The 19,688-nt window shown below is 42.3% G+C and carries 17 protein-coding genes and 1 pseudogene; 10 read left to right on the top strand and 8 right to left on the bottom strand.

Annotation, left to right across the window (positions count from 1 at the left end):
• Positions 1 to 11: 11 nt before the first annotated feature.
• From sufB to HYQ40_08035, 6 genes are read right to left on the bottom strand one after another with little or no spacing between them, the layout of a single operon-like run.
• Positions 12 to 1,406 (bottom strand): Fe-S cluster assembly protein SufB, encoded by a 1,395-nt coding sequence (sufB, locus tag HYQ40_08060; GenBank protein MBZ6527733.1) that lies wholly within the window; start codon positions 1,404 to 1,406, stop codon positions 12 to 14.
• An 18-nt stretch (positions 1,407 to 1,424) separates the two neighbouring features.
• A complete protein-coding gene (locus tag HYQ40_08055) occupies positions 1,425 to 1,919 on the bottom strand; it encodes an SUF system NifU family Fe-S cluster assembly protein (GenBank protein ID MBZ6527732.1) in 495 nt (164 codons plus the stop codon).
• The gene (gene sufS / locus HYQ40_08050; protein ID MBZ6527731.1) at positions 1,906 to 3,156 is read right to left on the bottom strand and encodes a SufS family cysteine desulfurase; all 1,251 of its coding nucleotides are present in this window, start codon (positions 3,154 to 3,156) and stop codon (positions 1,906 to 1,908) included. The genes HYQ40_08055 and sufS overlap by 14 nt, the downstream gene beginning before the upstream one ends.
• A gap of 20 nt (positions 3,157 to 3,176) precedes the next feature.
• On the bottom strand, positions 3,177 to 4,490 hold the full coding sequence (gene sufD, locus HYQ40_08045) for a Fe-S cluster assembly protein SufD (GenBank protein MBZ6527730.1): 1,314 nt from the start codon (positions 4,488 to 4,490) through the stop codon (positions 3,177 to 3,179).
• A gap of 3 nt (positions 4,491 to 4,493) precedes the next feature.
• The gene (sufC, locus tag HYQ40_08040; protein ID MBZ6527729.1) at positions 4,494 to 5,264 is read right to left on the bottom strand and encodes a Fe-S cluster assembly ATPase SufC; all 771 of its coding nucleotides are present in this window, start codon (positions 5,262 to 5,264) and stop codon (positions 4,494 to 4,496) included.
• A 35-nt stretch (positions 5,265 to 5,299) separates the two neighbouring features.
• The gene (locus tag HYQ40_08035) at positions 5,300 to 6,433 is read right to left on the bottom strand and encodes an iron chelate uptake ABC transporter family permease subunit (GenBank protein MBZ6527728.1); all 1,134 of its coding nucleotides are present in this window, start codon (positions 6,431 to 6,433) and stop codon (positions 5,300 to 5,302) included.
• A 418-nt stretch (positions 6,434 to 6,851) separates the two neighbouring features.
• On the opposite strand from HYQ40_08035, the gene ilvA reads away from it, so the two are divergent.
• Both ilvA and HYQ40_08025 read left to right on the top strand, forming a co-directional pair.
• The gene (gene ilvA / locus HYQ40_08030; GenBank protein ID MBZ6527727.1) at positions 6,852 to 8,111 is read left to right on the top strand and encodes a threonine ammonia-lyase IlvA; all 1,260 of its coding nucleotides are present in this window, start codon (positions 6,852 to 6,854) and stop codon (positions 8,109 to 8,111) included.
• A gap of 54 nt (positions 8,112 to 8,165) precedes the next feature.
• On the top strand, positions 8,166 to 8,546 hold the full coding sequence (locus HYQ40_08025; GenBank protein ID MBZ6527726.1) for a RidA family protein: 381 nt from the start codon (positions 8,166 to 8,168) through the stop codon (positions 8,544 to 8,546).
• A gap of 85 nt (positions 8,547 to 8,631) precedes the next feature.
• Here HYQ40_08025 and HYQ40_08020 read toward each other — a convergent pair whose 3' ends face one another.
• Positions 8,632 to 8,973 (bottom strand): DUF59 domain-containing protein, encoded by a 342-nt coding sequence (locus HYQ40_08020; protein MBZ6527725.1) that lies wholly within the window; start codon positions 8,971 to 8,973, stop codon positions 8,632 to 8,634.
• A gap of 166 nt (positions 8,974 to 9,139) precedes the next feature.
• On the opposite strand from HYQ40_08020, the gene ilvD reads away from it, so the two are divergent.
• The 6 genes and pseudogenes from ilvD (at position 9,140) to HYQ40_07990 (ending at position 16,405) form a co-directional block, all read left to right on the top strand.
• Entirely contained in the window at positions 9,140 to 10,834 is a 1,695-nt protein-coding gene (ilvD, locus tag HYQ40_08015) for a dihydroxy-acid dehydratase (protein MBZ6527724.1), read from the top strand.
• Between the two features lie 126 nt (positions 10,835 to 10,960).
• A complete protein-coding gene (ilvB, locus tag HYQ40_08010) occupies positions 10,961 to 12,613 on the top strand; it encodes a biosynthetic-type acetolactate synthase large subunit (protein MBZ6527723.1) in 1,653 nt (550 codons plus the stop codon).
• Positions 12,610 to 13,098, top strand: a complete 489-nt coding sequence (ilvN, locus tag HYQ40_08005) for an acetolactate synthase small subunit (protein ID MBZ6527722.1) — start codon at positions 12,610 to 12,612, stop codon at positions 13,096 to 13,098. Before ilvB ends, ilvN begins: the two co-directional genes overlap by 4 nt.
• Before the next feature lie 38 nt (positions 13,099 to 13,136).
• Positions 13,137 to 14,138: a ketol-acid reductoisomerase gene (ilvC, locus tag HYQ40_08000; protein MBZ6527721.1), complete on the top strand. Its 1,002-nt coding sequence runs from the start codon at positions 13,137 to 13,139 to the stop codon at positions 14,136 to 14,138.
• A gap of 81 nt (positions 14,139 to 14,219) precedes the next feature.
• Positions 14,220 to 15,035, top strand: coding sequence for an ABC transporter ATP-binding protein (locus HYQ40_07995; GenBank protein MBZ6527720.1), 816 nt, complete (start codon positions 14,220 to 14,222; stop codon positions 15,033 to 15,035).
• Positions 15,036 to 15,301: 266 nt separating this feature from the next.
• A pseudogene (locus HYQ40_07990) lies at positions 15,302 to 16,405 on the top strand (IS30 family transposase).
• A gap of 164 nt (positions 16,406 to 16,569) precedes the next feature.
• Here the strand turns inward: HYQ40_07990 and HYQ40_07985 are convergent.
• Positions 16,570 to 16,722 carry a hypothetical protein gene (locus HYQ40_07985; protein ID MBZ6527719.1) on the bottom strand — a complete coding sequence of 51 codons (153 nt, stop codon included), beginning with the start codon at positions 16,720 to 16,722 and terminating at the stop codon, positions 16,570 to 16,572.
• Between the two features lie 649 nt (positions 16,723 to 17,371).
• On the opposite strand from HYQ40_07985, the gene HYQ40_07980 reads away from it, so the two are divergent.
• Both HYQ40_07980 and HYQ40_07975 read left to right on the top strand, forming a co-directional pair.
• Positions 17,372 to 18,151 (top strand): Sua5/YciO/YrdC/YwlC family protein, encoded by a 780-nt coding sequence (locus tag HYQ40_07980; GenBank protein MBZ6527718.1) that lies wholly within the window; start codon positions 17,372 to 17,374, stop codon positions 18,149 to 18,151.
• A 29-nt stretch (positions 18,152 to 18,180) separates the two neighbouring features.
• Positions 18,181 to 19,686 (top strand): 2-isopropylmalate synthase, encoded by a 1,506-nt coding sequence (locus tag HYQ40_07975; GenBank protein ID MBZ6527717.1) that lies wholly within the window; start codon positions 18,181 to 18,183, stop codon positions 19,684 to 19,686.
• The last annotated feature ends 2 nt before the right edge of the window (positions 19,687 to 19,688 follow it).

Here is a 19,688-nt window from a genome sequence, read left to right as displayed (position 1 = left end):
ACAACTCTCCACTACCCCACAGAACCTTCCATCTCATATGCAATCAGACGATTCAACTCCACAGCGTATTCCAACGGCAACTCCTTCGCAAAGGGTTCCACAAACCCCATCACAATCATCTCCGTGGCGGTCTCTTCATCCAATCCACGACTCATTAAGTAAAACAATTGCTCTTCAGAAATCTTAGAGACTTTGGCTTCGTGTTCTAAAGTAACATTACTATTGTGAATTTCATTGAAAGGGATGGTGTCCGATCGCGACTTCTCATCCATAATAATGGTGTCACATTCAATGTGCGAGAAGGCTCGATCACTCTTTTTACCGAAGTATACTTGACCGAGATAGTCAACCATACCGCCATCTTTGGCGATTGACTTGGCCACGATTGTACTTGACGTATCCGGAGCCATATGGAATATTTTAGCCCCTGTATGCTGGTGTTGGTTAGCACCGGCAAAGGCAATCGTCATAACGGTTCCACGTGCACCACGACCATTCAAGTAAATGCTTGGATACTTCATTGTTTTGTAAGACCCTAAGTTACCATCAATCCATTCCAAAGTACCACCTTCATAACAGTAGCCACGTTTGGTTACGATATTATAGACGTTATTGGACCAGTTTTGGATGGTTGTATAACGACAGTAGGCGTCTTTTTTAACGACAATCTCAACAACGGCAGCATGTAAGTTGGCGTAAGAGAAGGTCGGTGCCGTACAACCTTCAATGTATTGAATACTAGCCCCTTCATCGACAATAATTAAGGTCCGTTCGAATTGGCCTGCTTTCTCATTGTTCATCCGGAAGTAAGTTTGTAGAGGGACTTTGGTTTGGACCCCTTTGGGCACATAGATGAAGGTCCCACCACTCCAGACCGCACTGTTCAAGGCAGATTGGAAGTTGTCGCCTGAAGGAACAACTTTACCGAAATATTCTTTCACTAAGTCTGGATATTCGCGTAAGGCGGTGTCCATATCGGTGAAGATAATGCCTAGTCGCTCATACTCTTCTTTCATCCGGCTGTAGACCGCTTCTGATTCGTACTGGACAGTAGCACCGGCTAAGTAGGCACGTTCTGCTTCAGGAATACCGAGTCGGTCGAAAGTCTTTTTGATCTCATCGGGTACATCATCCCAAGAACGGGCCGGCTTATTGGTCGCTTTTTGATAATAAGTAATATCATCAAAGTCAAGGCCTGACAGGTCGGCCCCCCACGTAGCAACGGGCTTTGATTTGTAGATTCGGTAAGCTTTTAGGCGGTAATCTAACATCCATTGGGGTTCGTTTTTTTCTTGTGAAATCGTTCGGATGACATCCTCATTCAAGCCGAGGCCGGTGGAGAAGATAATCTCCGCCTTATCTTGAAAGCCATATTCATATTCGCCAAGGATTGGCACTTCACTCATATCTCATCACTCTCTTTCTTATATATTGGTCGGACTCTGACTAGGCGGTTGTGTTAAAGCCATTTCACTGGCTCGCCAAGCTAGGACGCCGCATTTGTAGCGGCTAGGGAATTGTTTCAAGCTTTCTAATAAGTAGGCATCCCCAATGCGTTTCATTAATTCATCTTGTGACATAACATTCGTCTCACTCAGCCCCTCATCTAAAGGATCGCCACCAATCAAATGGGCAAAGTTGTTGATAATGTCGATCGCTTGTTCGACAGGCTTGTTCAATAAGCTTTGGCACATCATGTCTGCACTGGCCATACTAATGGCACAACCTTGGCCATTGAAGGCGATCGCTTGGATGTGGTCGTTATCAACTACCATCTCCACGACGATGGCATCCCCACAAGTCGGGTTGAGCAATTCAATGCGGTGACTAGGATCTTCGAGGGATTTTTTGTAACGAGGGTAGTTGGAGTGATCCATGATAACTTCTTTGTACAGACTACTTAAATCATAGAGTGACATGGTCAAAAAACTCCTTTACTCGGTGGGTGGAGGCGACGAATCGATTGACTTCTTCCACCGTATTGTATACACCCATACTGGCGCGTAACGTAGCAGCCGCGTCTAATTGACGCATCAAGACTTGGGCGCAATGATGACCAGCCCGGACAGCAATGCCTTCCATATCGTAGGCCGTAGCAACATCATGTGGATGAATGGCCCTAAAGTTAAAGCAGACAATGCCGTGGCTCCCTTGTGAGATGGTTGTAGGACTTTGGTACAATTCAATGCCGTCAATCGCTTGAAGCCCCTTATACAAACGTTGGGCTAGGGCGGTTTCGTGCGTATGAATAGAGTCATAACCCACTGATTCAATAAATTCCAAGGCAGCTTGCAAGGCAATCGCTTGGGCAATTGGAGGAGTACCTGCTTCGAACTTCCAAGGGGGGTTTTTATAATTGCTTTCAAAGTCACCAACATAATGGATCATCTCGCCACCGAAGTTCACTGGTTGAGTCTGAGTATGTAAGCTTTTGTTCAAATAACACACTCCAATCCCAGTCGGTCCGTAAGCCTTGTGGCCACTGAAGCAATAGGCATCCACGCCTAAGTCGCTGACATTGACTGGCATATGTGGAAGGGCTTGAGCGCCATCTACTACTACTAAGATGTCATGCTGATGGGCCCATTGGCATAGCGCCTTAATGGGCTGTTCCACACCCAAGACATTGGATACATGTTGGATAGCAATGGCTTTGACGGCTTTCAACTGGTCTTTGTCCATCGCCTTGAGCGCCTCTAAGTCAAGAACTTGGGTCGCTTCATCTAAGTCTAAGTATTGTAGATGAGCCCCAGTCCGCTTAGCGACTTCTTGCCAAGGAACTAAGTTAGAGTGATGTTCAAGCCGGCTCGTTAATATGATATCACCAGCCTCTAACAAAGGTTCGACTAAACCACGTGCGATTAAGTTAATCCCTTGTGTAGTTCCACTGGTGAAAATAATTTCACTACTATCTTGGGCACCGATAAATTGTCCGATGAATTTGCGGCTATTTTCGTAGGCGTCTGTTGCCCGCTGAGCCAACTGGTGAATGCCACGGTGGATATTGGCCTTGTAGTGGGTGTAATAATCGCTCAATGCCTCGAGAACGGCAGAGGGTGTCTGCGATGTCGCCGCATGGTCGAAATATATTAAAGGCTCATTGTTTACTTTTTGTTCCAAGCCCGGAAAGTGGGCTCGAATCGTCTTATTAATCATTTATATCACTTCAATTCTCCTTAAAGATTGCCAGGGTGTAAGAGCTGTAATTTGTTATCAATCATCTCAACCATTTGTTGCCTGACTTGCATTGATGGAATGGTCTGGATAACTTGGCCGAGGAAGCCTCGAATTAATAAGTATTCCGCATCAGTTTGTGATAAGCCGCGACTCATTAAGTAGTACAGTTGTTCAGGATCCACTTGGCCCACGCTGGCTGCGTGACCGGCCGTCACTTCGAATTCATCAATATATAAGATCGGGTTAGTATCGCCACGCGATTCTTGCGACAACATCATTAAGCGGCTTTCTTGTTGGGCGTCGGCCCCTTTAGCGTCTTTAACAATATGACCGATTCCATTAAAGCTTAGGCGGGCTTGGTCTAATATAACCCCGTGTTGGAAAATGTTGGCAGCGGAATGATGGCCGACATTTAATAATCCAGTATTTACCATTTGGGTTTGCTTGCCATTGGCGATACTAATAATATTTGTATTGGAGGCGCAACCTTGGCCTTTTAATTCCGTATAAGTGTCTAAAATCGTATTACCTTGGTTCATGGCCGCAGCGGCCCATTCAATATTGGCATCGTCGTAAGTAATGCCGTGGCGACGTACGAAGGCGCAAGTCGATTCCCCTAGAGCATCCATGGCGACGAATTTCACTTGGGCTCCGGCTGAAGCAACGACTTCGGTCAATAGGGTGGCACTGTTAGCATGGTCACCGACAGTAGTGGATCGTTCTAAGTAAGTTAGCTGACTATTTTGCTCACTAACAATTAAGATGTGCTTGTTAAATGCTAATTCATCGCGACTATCTTGAACTAATACCGTTTCAATCGGTAATTTAATCTCGACATTTTTCGGTATATAGATGAACAAGCCACCATTCATATAGGCCGTGTGATAAGCATTAATCTTATCTTCCAAGGGGGCAAGGGTAGAGAATAAGTGCTTTTGAACTAAGGCCGGATGGTCAACCAAGGCCGTGAACAAGTCTTGGATAATAACGCCTTTGTCAGTTAAATCTTGGGCGATATAGTCAAGGTAAGTTTCATTACCGTAATGGATAATTCGAGATGCCACTTCATCATTAGATAATAAGTCTAGTGTGACATCATCTAGTGGGTTGGCCGGCTGTCTCGTCCTGGTGCTAGTAATTGTTTGTGTAAAAAGCGGCCATTTCTTATAACGCATTCGTTCGATAATTGGAAGCTCTAAGCTATCCCATTGAGCAGCGGCTTCGGCTTGAGCCGTAAGGAAAAAGTCTGGCAGTTGATCAGAGTGTGTGATGAGTGATTGTTGTTGGTCTAAGCTTGTTTGTTCCAATGTCATCACCTACTCTTCCACTTCAAAGTCTAAGCCTAATTCTTCAATAATCCCTTTGTAGCCTTCCGCTTCAAGACGATGTGCTAATTCTGGACCACCCGACTTAACGACTTTTCCATCAATGACAATATGAATATAGTCCGGTGTAATGTAATTTAATAGTCGTTGGTAGTGGGTAATAATTAAGGCACCAAAGTTATCACCACGCATAGCGTTGACTCCGCGGGAGACAACTTTTAAGGCATCAATATCTAAGCCTGAATCAATCTCATCTAAGATGGCGAAGGTGGGTTCAATCATCATTAATTGAAGAATCTCATTCCGCTTCTTCTCGCCCCCTGAGAAGCCCTCGTTCAAGTAACGTTCAGCCATGGCCTCGGGCATATCTAAGATGGCCATCTTCTCGTCCAATTTTTTAATAAATTCCATGACGTTGATCTTATCATCTTCGGCACGGCGTGAATTAATGGCCGCCTTCATGAATTGGGCATTGGTTACCCCGGGGATCTCGCTAGGATATTGTACAGCCAGGAAGAGGCCAGCGCGAGCTCGTTCATCCACTTCCATCTCCAGGACGTTTTCCCCGTCAATATAGATTTCTCCTTCAGTGACCTCATAAGCAGGGTTCCCCATAATGGCAGCGGCTAAAGTAGATTTTCCGGTTCCGTTCGGTCCCATAATGGCGTGGATCTCGTTGGTGTTAATCGTTAAATTCACACCTTTTAGTATTTCTTTGTCTTCAATGGATACGTGTAAGTTTCTAATGTCTAGTGTTGTCATGTCTACCTCCAGTAATATGATTTCTTTTTATTAAATTAAGGTTGCATCAAGTTTGCAATTTCTTGGATTTGTAAGTGGGTGGATTCTAATCCTGACCCAGAAACATACCATAATTGAGATGATAAGAAGTGAATCTGATCATTTTGATAAGCCTTGGTCTCTTTGATTAGGGCATTCTCCACTAAGTCCGCATTGGCTGAGTTGCCAGAACCAATGGCTTGGGTACGGTCAATGACGAAGATACGGTCTGGGTTCAAGTCTAAGATCCCTTCAAAGCTAACCGATTGCCCATGACATTGGTCTTCGATGACGAAGTCTTCAATCGGCTGGAATCCAAGTACTTGGTATATCAATCCGAAGCGTGAGTCAGCCCCATAGATCATAACGGCTGACATGGAGTGGGCTAAGAGATCGCCAGATTGAATTCTTAATATATTAGGGATAATCACTCCTATGAAAGGAAGTGTTCCGACAACCATGACATTGACTGCTGTCGTCAATGAGACACACATAATAATAATGAGCCAAGTGGCTTGGTAGTTAATACCCAAGTTGGTAGAGAAATCCTCTCCTAATTTCACGATGGATAATCGGTGAATCAGTAAGTAACTGATGAAGATCGTAATAATATTCAAAAATAACCATTCATATCGTCCAACTTGAATCATGGCAAAGGACCCTTGCACCCAAGATTGAATATTTTGAGTCAATTGGAAGCGGTAGGCGATTGCTTGCCCGAGTCCATTAAGCAATTGACCGTAAATAATACCAAAAAGAGGTACCATCCAATCTTTCTTAATATGGATTTGCCTAAGTAAAGTAATAAACCCTAGGGTGAAAACGGCCGCACTCAAGAAGGAGAAGAAAATTTTATTCCCATTCGTAATTCCCGGTGTGATCAGACATAGGATAAGACCTAGCTTGGCGGCTTCAATAGTTCCAACGGTTGAAGGACCAGCAAACTTATTATTAGAAATACTTTGCATCAACAAGCCTGCCAAACTCATACTACTACCGACTAAGACAATGCTAAGGGTTCTGGGAAAGCGTGATTGCCAGAAAATGAGTGAGTTCAAGCCGGTTAAATTGAATCCATCTGTCCCAATAGCCAACGATAACAAACATAAAGCAACCATCACGAACTGACTAACAATATTTTTAACTGACATAACACTCCCCTTGCTTTCTAATTTAAATTTAATAAAAGACGTTAGTCTCTTATTAAAATTATTAATACTATAGCACATGCAAATTATAAAAGATAGAAATTTCTCATAATTAATTTGAAATAAATTGACTTTTTTTTGAGTTGAAATAAGATAATGGTATATTTTGAATAAGTATAAACAACTAATTATAACCGTTCTATTTAAGGGTTTAGAGTGATTGTATCAAGGTGTATCGCAATAAAATATTATTAATATCCAATGGAATAAATAGCGATAATATAATTAAACTATCATTATATAGAGCAGGATAATAACTTATAAATAAGGTTAATTAATTTATTTTATAAGTGTTGACTTTAGATATTAATTAATCCATAATGGTTCTAATTAATATTTAATAAAACGAGGAGGATAAGGCATGTTTCCAACTATTACATCAGAAGATGTACTTGCTGCGTATAAGTCATTAAGGCAGAGCGTCAACCAAACGCCGTTAATGTATGATCCCTATTTGTCAGATAAGTATAAAGCGTCGATCTATTTAAAGCGGGAAGACTTACAAATTGTACGTTCATTTAAACTGAGAGGAGCGCTGTATGCTATTAATCAGTTATCAGACGATGAGCTTGCTAAGGGGGTTATTTGTGCGTCGGCTGGAAACCATGCCCAAGGCGTTGCTTATACTTGCCAGTTGAAGAAGGTGAATGGAATTATCTTCATGCCGACCACAACTCCAAGACAAAAGATTGACCAAGTTCAATATTTTGGAGGCAAATACGTCAAGGTTGTCATTCAAGAAGATACCTTTGATAAGAGTAACGTCACTGCTCATGTCTACGCTGAAAAGCACAATCTTACCTTCATTGAGCCCTTTGACGATTTGAACGTTATCTTAGGGCAAGGAACGATTGGCGTCGAGATCCATCAAGACTTAGTGGCCAATGGTGACCAAGCGGATTACATCTTGCTACCCGTAGGAGGGGGTGGCTTAATCTCAGGAGTGAGTGCCTACGTCAAAGATGCCATGCCAACTTCCGCCATTATAGGAGTGGAACCAGATGGGGCAGCTTCCATGAAATTAGCGATCGAACAGGGAGGTCCGGTAGCACTAGAGAAAGTGGATAAGTTTTGCGATGGGACAGCGGTGGCTAAGGTGGGTGACTTAACCTACCACTACACAAAAGAATTTGTTGAAGATTTTATTACAGTTCCTGAAGGACAGGTCAGCCAGACGATATTAGATTTGTATACTAGGCAAGCGATAGTCGTCGAGCCCTCAGGTGCCTTAACGGTAGCTGCCTTAGATAAGATGGCTGATGAGATTCGAGGCAAGACCGTCGTCTGCTTAATATCAGGTGGGAATAATGACATTAACCGCATGGCGGAAATTGAAGAGCGTGCCATGGTCTACCGCGGCTTGCAAAAATATTTTATCGTCAAGTTCCCCCAACGTGCTGGTGCTTTGAAAGACTTCGTAACGGATGTGTTGAACAAGGATGATGATATTACCCGCTTTGAATATACGAAGCGGATTAATCGATCCCAAGCACCTGTCTTTATCGGCATCCAATTAGGTAAGCGCGAGAATTTAGAAAGTTTACTTCGCCGGATCGAAGCCTTTGATTCTAACTATATTAACGTCACGGAAAATCCGAGTCTGTATCAATTATTAGTGTAGTCGATGATGAATATTCGAGTGATTTATCAGAGAAAGATTTTGAGGAGGAAGAAAATGAAAGTAGTCAATTCGCCCCTAGCTCCCGATGCAGTAGGACCTTATTCTCAGGCAATCAAGACCAACGGACTGATATTTCTATCCGGTCAAATAGGGCTCGATAAAGAGACCGGCCAATTAGTTGACGGCTTAGAAAAGCAAACGCAACAAGCCTTCAAAAATATTAGCTACGTATTAGAGTCTGAAGACTTAACTTTAGCTAGTATTGTCAAAGTCACGGTCTTACTGAGTGACATTCAACACTTCGATAAAGTGAACGAGATCTACGCACAACAGTTCAAAGCCCCTTATCCAGCTCGCTCGGCCTTTGCGGTCCGAGACTTGCCATTAGGTGCCTTGGTTGAAATTGAGGTGATTGCTGAAGTTGAGAAAGGTTAATGATGGCTGAATCAGTTGCCGACCCTAAGAAAAACAAAAAAACTTGCTTCTGTAGTTGAAGCAAGTTGAAGGGCAGAATATTTAACTAATTAGGATTAATTCCTAAGGCGATCCGGCCAATCCGACTGATGTTTTGAATATTCCAAGCAGGCTCCCATACGATATTGACCTTAACGGTATCGATGCCTTCAATGCTAGTTAACTTTTCAGTTAGCTCAATGGGCACTGTGTCGACGCAACTGCAAGCCATACCGGTAAAAGTTAAGGTGATCTCACAATGCTTGTTACTATCGACCTCCATCGCATAGATTAAGCCGAGGTTGTAGATGTCCAAGCCAATTTCTGGGTCGAAAATCGTTACAAGTTGATCAATAATCGCTTGCTTTAAGTCATCGGGAAAGTTGTTTGTTTGAATATCGTCTCTCATACTTATATTACCTCCGTTGTATTATTAGTTTTAGATGTGAATTCCAATTAAAATTAATCAATTATCAATTATCAATTATCAATTATCAATTATCAATTATTTTACCGGATATATGGAACTTGTCAAAGTGAAAATGAAAGAGTCAATCTTGAAAGGATGAACGACCATGTCAAATAAAAATCTAAAAAAACGTAGTCATGTGTATGACGGTCCTGTAAAGGCGCCTAACCGGGCAATGATGCGAGCGACAGGAATGGATGATGAGAGTTTTGAGAAGCCGATTATTGGTGTGATATCTACTTGGGCTGAGAATACGCCGTGTAACATTCACCTTCATGACTTAGGAATTATTGCTAAGGAAGGCGTTAGTGAAAGTGGTGGATGGCCTGTTCAATTCGGAACGATTACGGTATCCGATGGAATTGCCATGGGAACGCAAGGAATGCGGTATTCCTTGCCCAGCCGGGATGCCATTGCAGATTCAGTAGAGATAGCCATTGGCGGTCATAACTGTGACGCCTTTGTAGCCATTGGTGGCTGTGATAAGAATATGCCGGGTTGTGTCATTGCGATGGCTAACCTGGATATTCCGTCCATCTTCGTCTACGGAGGAACCATTGCCCCAGGTAAGTTAAACGGCAAAGACATTGACTTAGTATCTGTCTTTGAAGGTGTAGGTAAATGGAATAATGGTGAGATTAGCGATGAACAATTAAAGAAAATTGAATGTAATGCCTGTCCGGGCCCAGGTGCATGTGGTGGAATGTACACTGCCAATACCATGGCGTCAGCCATTGAGGCCCTTGGCTTAAGCTTACCAGGCTCTTCCTCCAACCCAGCCATTACCCAAGCCAAAGAAGATGATGTCCTCAAAGCAGGACGCGCAGTCCTTCAATTAATTGATAAAAATATCCGACCAAGCGATATTTTAACCCGCAAATCCTTTGAGAATGCCATTACCTTAACGATGGCCTTAGGAGGGTCAACCAATGCCATTTTGCATTTGTTAGCCATCGCCCATGCCGCCGATGTTGACTTAAAGATTGAAGACTTTAATACGATCCAAGCTAAAGTGCCGCATCTAGCAGACTTGAAGCCAAGTGGTCATTATGTCTTCCAAGATTTATATGAGGCGGGTGGAGTACCAGCGGTACTCAAGTATTTATACCAAAATGGTTACATTCATGGAGATTGCTTAACAGTAACTGGTAAGACCTTAGCTGAGAACTTAGAAGATGCTCCTGACTTAGTGGCTGGACAACAAGTTATTATGCCACTATCAAATCCTAAACGTGCCGATGGCCCGTTGATTGTCCTTAGAGGGAACTTAGCTCCTGAAGGTGCTGTTGTGAAGGTATCAGGATTGAAAGTTCGCCGCCATGAAGGACCAGCTAAAGTCTATAACACCGAGGAAGAAGCCATTGAAGCGACCTTACACCATGAGATTGTTGATAACGACGTGGTCATTGTTCGATATGTAGGACCTAAGGGTGGGCCAGGTATGCCAGAGATGCTGTCCTTATCCAGTATGTTAGTAGGTAAAGGATTGAAAGTCTGCTTAATTACTGACGGTCGCTTCTCAGGTGGATCTCACGGATTCGTAGTCGGACATGTGGCCCCAGAAGCACAAGATGGTGGACCAATCGCCCTTGTCCAAGACGGTGACACCATTATCATTGACCAAGATACCAAGGAATTAACGATGGTTGTATCTGAGGAAGAATTAGCCGAGCGTCGTGCTCAGCTCGTCTTACCACCACTTGAGACACGTGGTGCCTTAGGTAAATACGCCCATATTGTATCAAGTTCATCACGAGGAGCGATTACCGACTTCTATAAGCGTGAAGAGTGGAACAATTAAGGGTGAGATCCATCGAACAAAAATTATTAAAAAAGGAGGCGTTGATGTGTGGAACCGTACAAAAATGAGCACTCAAATCAAACAAAAACAATAAGAACTGGGGCAGACTTACTCATTCAAAGTTTAATGGACAACGATGTGGATGTAATATTTGGCTATCCAGGTGGCTCAGTCTTACCAATATTTGATTCACTCTATGAGATGAATCCTAGCTTTAAAAATTATCTCTGCCGCCACGAACAAGGCTTAATTCATGCTGCGGAAGGCTATGCCCGCGTTACGGGCAAGACGGGAGTGGTTCTTGCGACATCAGGACCAGGTATCACGAACCTACTTACAGGGATTGCTGACGCCATGTTAGACTCACTTCCCTTAGTCGTCATCGCTGGGCAAGTCTCCTCGGCAGTGATTGGAACGGATGCCTTCCAAGAAGCGGATGTTATCGGTCTAACAACCCCTATCTCAAAGCACAATTATCAAATAAAAAATGTCGCAGACATACCGCGCATAATGAATGAGGCCTTCCATATCGCTTCAAGTGGCCGTAAAGGGCCAGTGGTAATAGATATTCCCAAAAATATATCTGAAGCCTTAGTGGAGGGGGATTATTCAGGCGACTTCCACTTAGCAGGTTACCAGCCAACGACTCAACCGAATGCGGGGCAGATCGAAAGAGTGCTAGAAGCCTTACTCCAGGCTGAAAAGCCCGTCTTATTAGCTGGAGCGGGTGTGCACTTTGCCAAGGCCAATGAAGAATTATTAACTTTCCTCGACCGCTATCCCATGCCGGTTGTGAATACTTTGCAAGGCATTGGGGCCCTACCAGGCTCGCACAGACTATCACTCGGCATGGGAGGGATGCACGGTAGCTACGCCTCCAACCAAGCCATTATCAATGCTGATCTCTTAATTAATATCGGGTCCCGCTTCGATGACCGACTGACGGGCAAGTTGTCAGAGTTTTCACCCCATTCCAAAGTGGTGCATATTGACATCGACCCCGCTGAAATTGGCAAAAATATCAAAGTCGACATCCCCGTCGTCAGCGACGCTAAGTTGGCTCTAGAAGCTTTACTTGAAGCGGATGCCGTTCAGGTAGACTATAGCGATTGGATTGACCATTGCCTAGCCAAGAAGGAAGATAAACCTTTCTGGTACTACAATTACGACCAACTCATCTCACCCCAATGGTTCATTGAGAAAGTCTCGCAAAAGACTAATCACCAAGCCATTGTGATTACCGATGTAGGTCAGCACCAAATGTGGGCAGCACAATTTTACTGTCAAGATAAGCCATTAAGCTTTGTCAGTTCGGGCGGTTTAGGAACTATGGGGTTCGGCTTGCCAGCGGCAATAGGTGCTCAGATTGGTCGTCCAGATGAGACGGTTGCACTCTTTGTAGGAGATGGTGGCTATCAGATGACCATTCAAGAACTGGCGACCATTAAGCAATACAATTTGCCGGTTAAGATTTTTATATTGAATAATGAGACCTTAGGCATGGTACGGCAGTGGCAAGAATTGCTTTACGACGAACATTATTCGGAGTCCTTATTCAATGACGGTAAGAATCCAGACTTCGTGAAGATTGCAGACGGTTACGGAATTAAGGGGATGCAGATCAGTCAAGAATCCATAGTCGATGAGGCTTTGGAAGAGGTCTTCGCTTATGACGGACCGGTTGTTGTTGAGGTCATGATACCGATGAAAGAAAAAGTATTCCCCATGGTACCAGCAGGTAAAGGGAACGGCGAGATGACTGGGGTGAAACCAATATGAGACACATTATCACAGCCACTGTGGAAGATGCTAGTGGGGTATTGAATCGCATCACTGGCTTACTCGCCAGACGTAGCTTTAACATCGAAAGTATTACGGTCGGCAAGACAACCGAAGAGGGGATCTCTAAGATAACCTTTGTCGTTGACTTGGACTCAGCTAATAGTGCTGAACAACTCATTAAGCAATTGAACAAGCAAATTCACGTCTTAAAAGTCAATGATATTACCCACCAAGATATTGTCGCCAGAGAATTAGCCTTAATAAAAGTCAAAACTAGCAAGTCATCTCGAGCAGAAATTCAAAGTCTGATTGAGCCATTCCGAACACGTATCTTAGATGTAGCCCGTAATTCGATTACGATTGAAGTGACTGGAGGACTTTCTAAGGTAGATGCCCTTATTAATTTAGTCAAGCCTTTCGGCATTATTGAAGTGTCGCGAACAGGCTTAACTGCCTTTGTCCGAGATACAAGTAGTAAGTAATTTATTAAAAAAACACACATAAATAAGGAGCCTTTAACATGACAAAAGTACTTTACGATACAAATATTTCAACAGCCATTCTAGAAGATAAGACGATCGCCATCATTGGTTACGGATCGCAAGGACATGCCCATTCACAAAACTTACGAGACAGCGGGTTCAAAGTAGTAGTAGGTCTACGTGAAGGTAAGTCATTCGATGCCGCAAAAGAAGATGGGTTCGATGTGAAATCTGTCGCCGAAGCTACAAAAGAAGCGGATGTTATTATGGTTCTATTACCTGATGAACGACAGGCGGAAGTATACGATAATAGCATTAAAGACAACTTAGAAGCGGGCAACGCCTTAGTCTTCGCTCACGGATTCAATATTCACTACAACCAAATCGTTGCACCTGAAGATGTGGATGTGTTCTTAGTAGCACCCAAGGGACCGGGACACTTAGTACGTCGAACTTTCAAAGAAGGTGCTGGTGTACCAGCCTTAGTGGGAGTTCATCAAGATGCAACCGGCCATGCTAAGGAAATCGGCTTAGCTTACGCGGTAGGGGTTGGTGCAGGACGTGCTGGAATCTTAGAGACAACCTTCAAGGAAGAGACCGAGACGGACTTATTCGGTGAACAAGCCGTACTTTGTGGTGGGGTATCTCACTTAATTAAAGCTGGATTCGAAGTTTTAACAGAAGCTGGTTATCAACCAGAGTCTGCCTACTTTGAAGTGCTTCACGAATTGAAATTAATCGTAGACTTAATTTACGAAGGTGGCTTAGAGAACATGCGCTACTCCATATCAGATACAGCAGAATGGGGAGATTACGTAAGTGGTCCGCGTGTTGTCACATCGGACACTAAAGAAGCCATGAAGGGTATCCTAAAAGACATTCAAGACGGTGAATTCGCACGTAACTGGATCTTAGAGAACCAGACTAACCGTCCGAAGTTCAACGCGATCAAACGCCATGAGAAAGAACATCCAATTACAGCAGTAGGTAAAGAATTACGTGGCCTCATGCCATTTATTGGAGATTCATTAGTTGATTAATATTTCCAGATACACGTCGAAACTCGGTAATAGCTCAATGCTGTTACTGGGTTTTCTTGTATATAGAAACAAGACAAAGCGATGACTGAAAGGAGTCGAGGCAGATTGAAGAAGACAATATTACAATTAGAAGAGGTGACTTGGCGACGACAAGGCCAGTCAATACTCAAAGGCATTAATTGGCAAGTTCAGGAAGAAGAACACTGGGCAGTCCTTGGTTTAAACGGCTCGGGCAAGACATCGATATTGAATATTATTACAGGCTACTCCTATCCCACTTCCGGAGCTGTTAAAGTGCTGGATACAAAGTTTGGCGAGGCCAGCTTACCTAAGTTGCGTGAAGAGATTGGTTATGTAAGTTCAGCCTTGGACCGCTTTGGCTCTACATTTAACAAGCAACGTGCGAAGCATATTATCCTCAGTGGGAAATTCTCAACGGTTGGCTTGTATAACAAGCAAGATATTACTGAGTCAGACTGGCATTTGGTTCAGGCGATTCTTGAGGAATTGCGAATTGGTTATTTAAGTGAGCAAGCTTTCAGCACCTTATCCCAAGGAGAGAAGCGTCGCGTATTAATAGGCCGGGCATTAATGAACCGCCCGCGCCTGATGATTTTGGATGAGCCTTGCTCGGGTCTAGATATCCTAGCGCGAGAAGAGTTGTTACAGCAGATGAATTCAATTGTGAAGCAAGACTGCCACTTGATTTACGTCACCCACCATATCGAGGAAATCACCCCAGCTATTACGCACATTCTATTGATCCGAGATGGGGAAGTTGTCAGCAGTGGACCTAAAAATCAAGTCCTGACCGCTGAGAACCTAACGAATACCTTCAAGGTAAACGTCAAAGTCCGCTGGGAAAACGACCGCCCTTGGATAAGTGTGGTTCATTAAGGTCTGAAATACGATAGTCTGCCAACAAAGTCGATTCAATGGCAGAGAATTACCAAAGTACACTATCACCCCCGACTCATCGACCGCCCTTGAGCAGACCCGCTAATCCTAGTCCAATGTCCACTCAATCCATTATTTAAAATAAATTATTTTGGCGGATTTTATAATGAAGTTAGCCACTTCTAAAAGTCCATAAAAAAACGCCATGTGAAATTCATGTTAATATTGAAGTTACCACAACTCTCAATAGAAAAGGATGAATTCACATGACGCAAGAACAGTTTAACACGAACTCACGAAAAGGGACACACCTATCTTATCAAGAACGTTGTCAAATTGCGATTCTTAAGAAAGAAGGTTACTCTAACCGCGCTATTGCCAAGTCACTAGGTCGTTCACCTCAAACCATTCATAATGAAGTGAAAAGAGGTTCGGTCACACAACGGAAACGTCAAAAACAAAAAGGGAAAATTTATGACTATACCTACACTATTTACGATGCTGATGCTGGAAAAGCTCATTATGACCAACAACGTCTAAATTGCGGTAGAAGACCTAAATGGGCGAAAATGAACGCCTTTGTTGAGTGGGCAGACACTAAGATGTTGGAAGACAAATGGTCGTCAGATGTGGTCGTTGGCCACGCGCGTGAAAATGAATTATTTGAGACTGCTATCATCCCTTGCACAACAACTTTATATCACTGGATTGATAGTGACGTCATGAAAACACGCAACCTGGATTTATTAGAGAAACTCTCGCGAAATACCAAGAAGAACACGAAGAAAGCCCGCCGAAACCAACGCGTTTTAGGTCCTTCTATCGAAGAGCGTCCTCAAGAAATTGAGACAAGAAAGAGTTTTGGACATTGGGAAATTGATACAGTTATTGGAAGTAAAGTTGCCTCGGATCCCGTATTGTTGACGTTAGTTGAACGCAAAACTCGCTATGAAGTCATTCTGAAAATCAAGGATAAAACGGCTCAGGCTGTGGATGAAGCAATTGAAAGTTTGCATCAACGTGCGGGTGAATCATTCTCTCAATTATTTAAGACGATTACGTCAGATAATGGGTCTGAATTTGCAGGGCTTCATACATCTTTACAAGAGGTCGTCAATGTCTATTTCACTCACCCTTATGCCTCTTGGGATCGTGGTACAAGTGAGAATCAACATAAGATCATTCGCCGCTTCCTGCCTAAAGGTCAACCGCTTGAAGCTATATGAGATAGACAATGCCTGCGTATCCAAAACTGGATGAATGATTATCCACGTAAGCAATTAGGCTACCAAACTCCACATGACTTATTCATTCGAGAATTTCATAAAGAACGTAAAGGGGAACCAGTGGCGGAACCCGTCAGTGCTTGACAACGAGCCTCATTCGGCATGATTTTATAGCTGTAAAGCTGGCATATGCCAGCTTGTCGAAGAGACTACCATGCCTCAACTCATTATCAAGCACTGACTCGATCCAAAAAGAAAATAGAGCTAGTAAATAATTCAAAGAAAAGTGGCTAACTTAAACTTGAAATTTACGGATTATTATTTACGATGTAAACAGTTGGATAATCAAGGATTAACTCACTCGTCTTGAGACTTTTGTTAATCACCTTGTTCTTTAATTGTTCAATGCCATTTAAATCGAAATTAATTTCTTGAACTAAAGATCTTGGGGTTTTAGTCATTGTAAAATTCCTTTCAATCACACGTTTTGACTATTATATCATAATGTTCTAATTAGAAGTTGACATAGAAAGCACAGGAAATCATTCAAAACTTAAGGTGGTAATAATAAATTTATGCCTTACTTATTGTAATTAAAGTAAATTAGTGAATTTATTAGCTAAGTCTAAAACATAAGATAGTAATCTTTCAAGTACATTATAATAGAAAGTAGAATATTCCAAGATTTTTAATTAGGATATAATGATAAAAGTTAAGAATAGATTAGAAAACAACTTGACAAGTGAAGAGATTAATATTAATATAGCATTAGAATAATTATTAAAGGAGAGGAATCACATGCAAACAGCTAATTATGATTCAATCATAAATTTATTATTATTACGCGCGTTATTAGACAAGTTTGATTAGTCTTTTAAGGAGCTTAATTTCTTGCTCGTTTATAAGTTTAATCAAACGGATTAAATCATTTAAGCGGGTAATAATAAACTGTTATAGCATGATGAGAACTTTCATCAAACTATTGAACAACCCGACTTAGGTGAAAACACTGAGTCGGGTTTTTTGTATGATTTGAAAAAATGTTCGTTGCTGAGTGACATGATCTAAGTAAGAAATTTAAAATTTGGGAATAGGAAGGATGTTAATCAAATGGAGAATAAACACATAAAGTGGTCAGGTAATTTACAAGAAGAAGCAGTAACCTTATTAAAAAGTGGTGGAAAAACTATCGTCTGTCCTACAAAGGTAGGCTATATTATTGCAACAATGGATAGAGTGGGCTTGGAGAGGAAATTTTCTGCTAAAAATCGAAAACGAAACAAACCTGGTGTCGTTTTAGTAGGCTCATTAGAACAGTTAGATGAGCTAGCGGAAATGACTCCCGAAATAAAAAAGATTTATGAGAAGTGCTGGGAGGAAGACGTGTTATTAGGTTGTATACTTCCTTGGAAAGCTTCAGGTAAACATTATATACCCGCCGATGGCTCCTCTGAGTTGATGTCAGATACACGCGGAACTAGTTGTTTCGTTATTAAATTCGGTGTACCTGGAGAACAAATCGCTGCTAAACTTTGGACAGATCAACAGTCACTATTATTCGCAAGTTCTGCCAATCCATCAGGAAAAGGTAATCGAGGTGTGGTAGCTGGTATTGGTGAACAAATAGAACATGAGGCAGATTTAATTATTGACGGAGATGACTACGTCAAATCTATTCAGCCAGATAAAACGGTAGATACACGTTATGAACAAGGAGTGATGATTTCTTTTGTCGATGCACACGGTCAACTCGTGCCTGAACAAGGTAATCAACGTTCTGTTGAACCAGCACCTGTCTTAATCCGTAAAGGGTTAGATTTAGAACGCATTATGTTTCATTTGTCAGAAGGTTATCATTCATGGAATTATCGCCACGGAGAGTATTATTGATCCAGTGACGCACTAGAGGAGGAAATAGGATGGTTAAGCAGATTCAATTTTTTGATACAACCTTGAGAGATGGCGAGCAGACACCAGGTGTAAATTTTAATACGAAAGAAAAAGTTCAGATAGCACTTCAATTAGAAAAATGGGGTATTGATGTTATAGAAGCTGGCTTTCCTATCTCAAGCCAGGGAGATTTTGAAGCTGTTCAAGAAATTGCAGCTCAGATAAAACATGCTACAGTTGGCGGCTTAGCAAGGTGTTCTATTGAAGACATTGATAGTGTTCGTGAGGCATTAAAAGAGGCAAATCATAAGCAGATTCATGTCTTTATTGCTACAAGTCCGATTCATCGTGAAAGTAAATTATCCATGACAAAAGCTGAAATTCTGGCGTCAGTTAAGAAACACATTACTTATGCCAAGCAATATTTTGATCAAGTTCAATTTTCGCCGGAGGATGCTACTCGGACTGAATGGGATTTTCTTGTTGAAGTGATTCAAGTGGCAATTAAATGTGGCGCAACGATAATTAATATTCCGGATACGGTTGGTTATACAAACCCAACGGAATACGGTGCTTTATTTGCGTATTTGAAAGAGAATATATCGGCCTTTGATGAAGTTATTTTTTCCTCTCATTGTCATGATGATCTAGGAATGGCGACAGCCAATGCTCTTGCAGCGATCGAGCAAGGTGCACTAAGAGTTGAAGGAACAATTAATGGGATTGGTGAGCGTGCAGGAAACACCGCTTTAGAGGAAGTTGCAGTGGCCCTACATATTCGTCGTGATGCCTATCAAGCTGAAAATCAGATCAAACTGGATGAAACTAAGAATACAAGTGATCTTGTCAGTCGTTTATCTGGAATGCCTATTCCTCGCAATAAAGCGATTATTGGCGCTAATGCTTACGCACACGAATCCGGTATTCATCAAGATGGTGTATTGAAGAATCCTGAAACTTATGAAATTATTACCCCTCAACTTGTTGGGGTTTCAAGTAATGATCTGCCTTTAGGGAAGTTATCCGGAAGACATGCCTTTGTCGATCGTATGGTGAGTTTAGGCTACGATATGTCAGATAAAGTAGTGGTGAAAGAACTTTTTGTGAAGTTCAAAGAATTAGCAGATAAGAAGAAAAACATTTCGACAACTGATTTACATGCCCTTATTGCTGGCGCAACAATTGAAGACCAAGCAAATTATGAATTAGCGAGACTTCAAGTTCAATATATTGAAGAAGGGCTTCATGCCGCTACAGTTGCTATTCGAGATCGCCAGCAGGATAATCGTATTCTGTTAGATACCGATACAGGAGCGGGAAGTGTTGATGCGATTTATAAAACCATCAATCGCATGCTGAAATTGAATATTATCTTGCATGAGTACCGGATTGATGCCATTACACAAGGACACGACTCACAAGCTCAAGTGCATGTGACGATTCAATTGCCTAATGGTTATCTATCTTACGGCACAGGGATTGATTTTGATGTACTAACTGCTTCTGCCAAAGCTTATTTACAAGCAATCAATTAGAA

This window comes from Aerococcaceae bacterium DSM 111021, assembly GCA_020112395.1.
Classification (GTDB): Bacteria; Bacillota; Bacilli; order Lactobacillales; family Aerococcaceae; genus Ruoffia.
The sequence above is the reverse complement of the archived record's forward strand: the minus strand, read 5'-3'. Positions and strand labels throughout refer to the sequence as shown.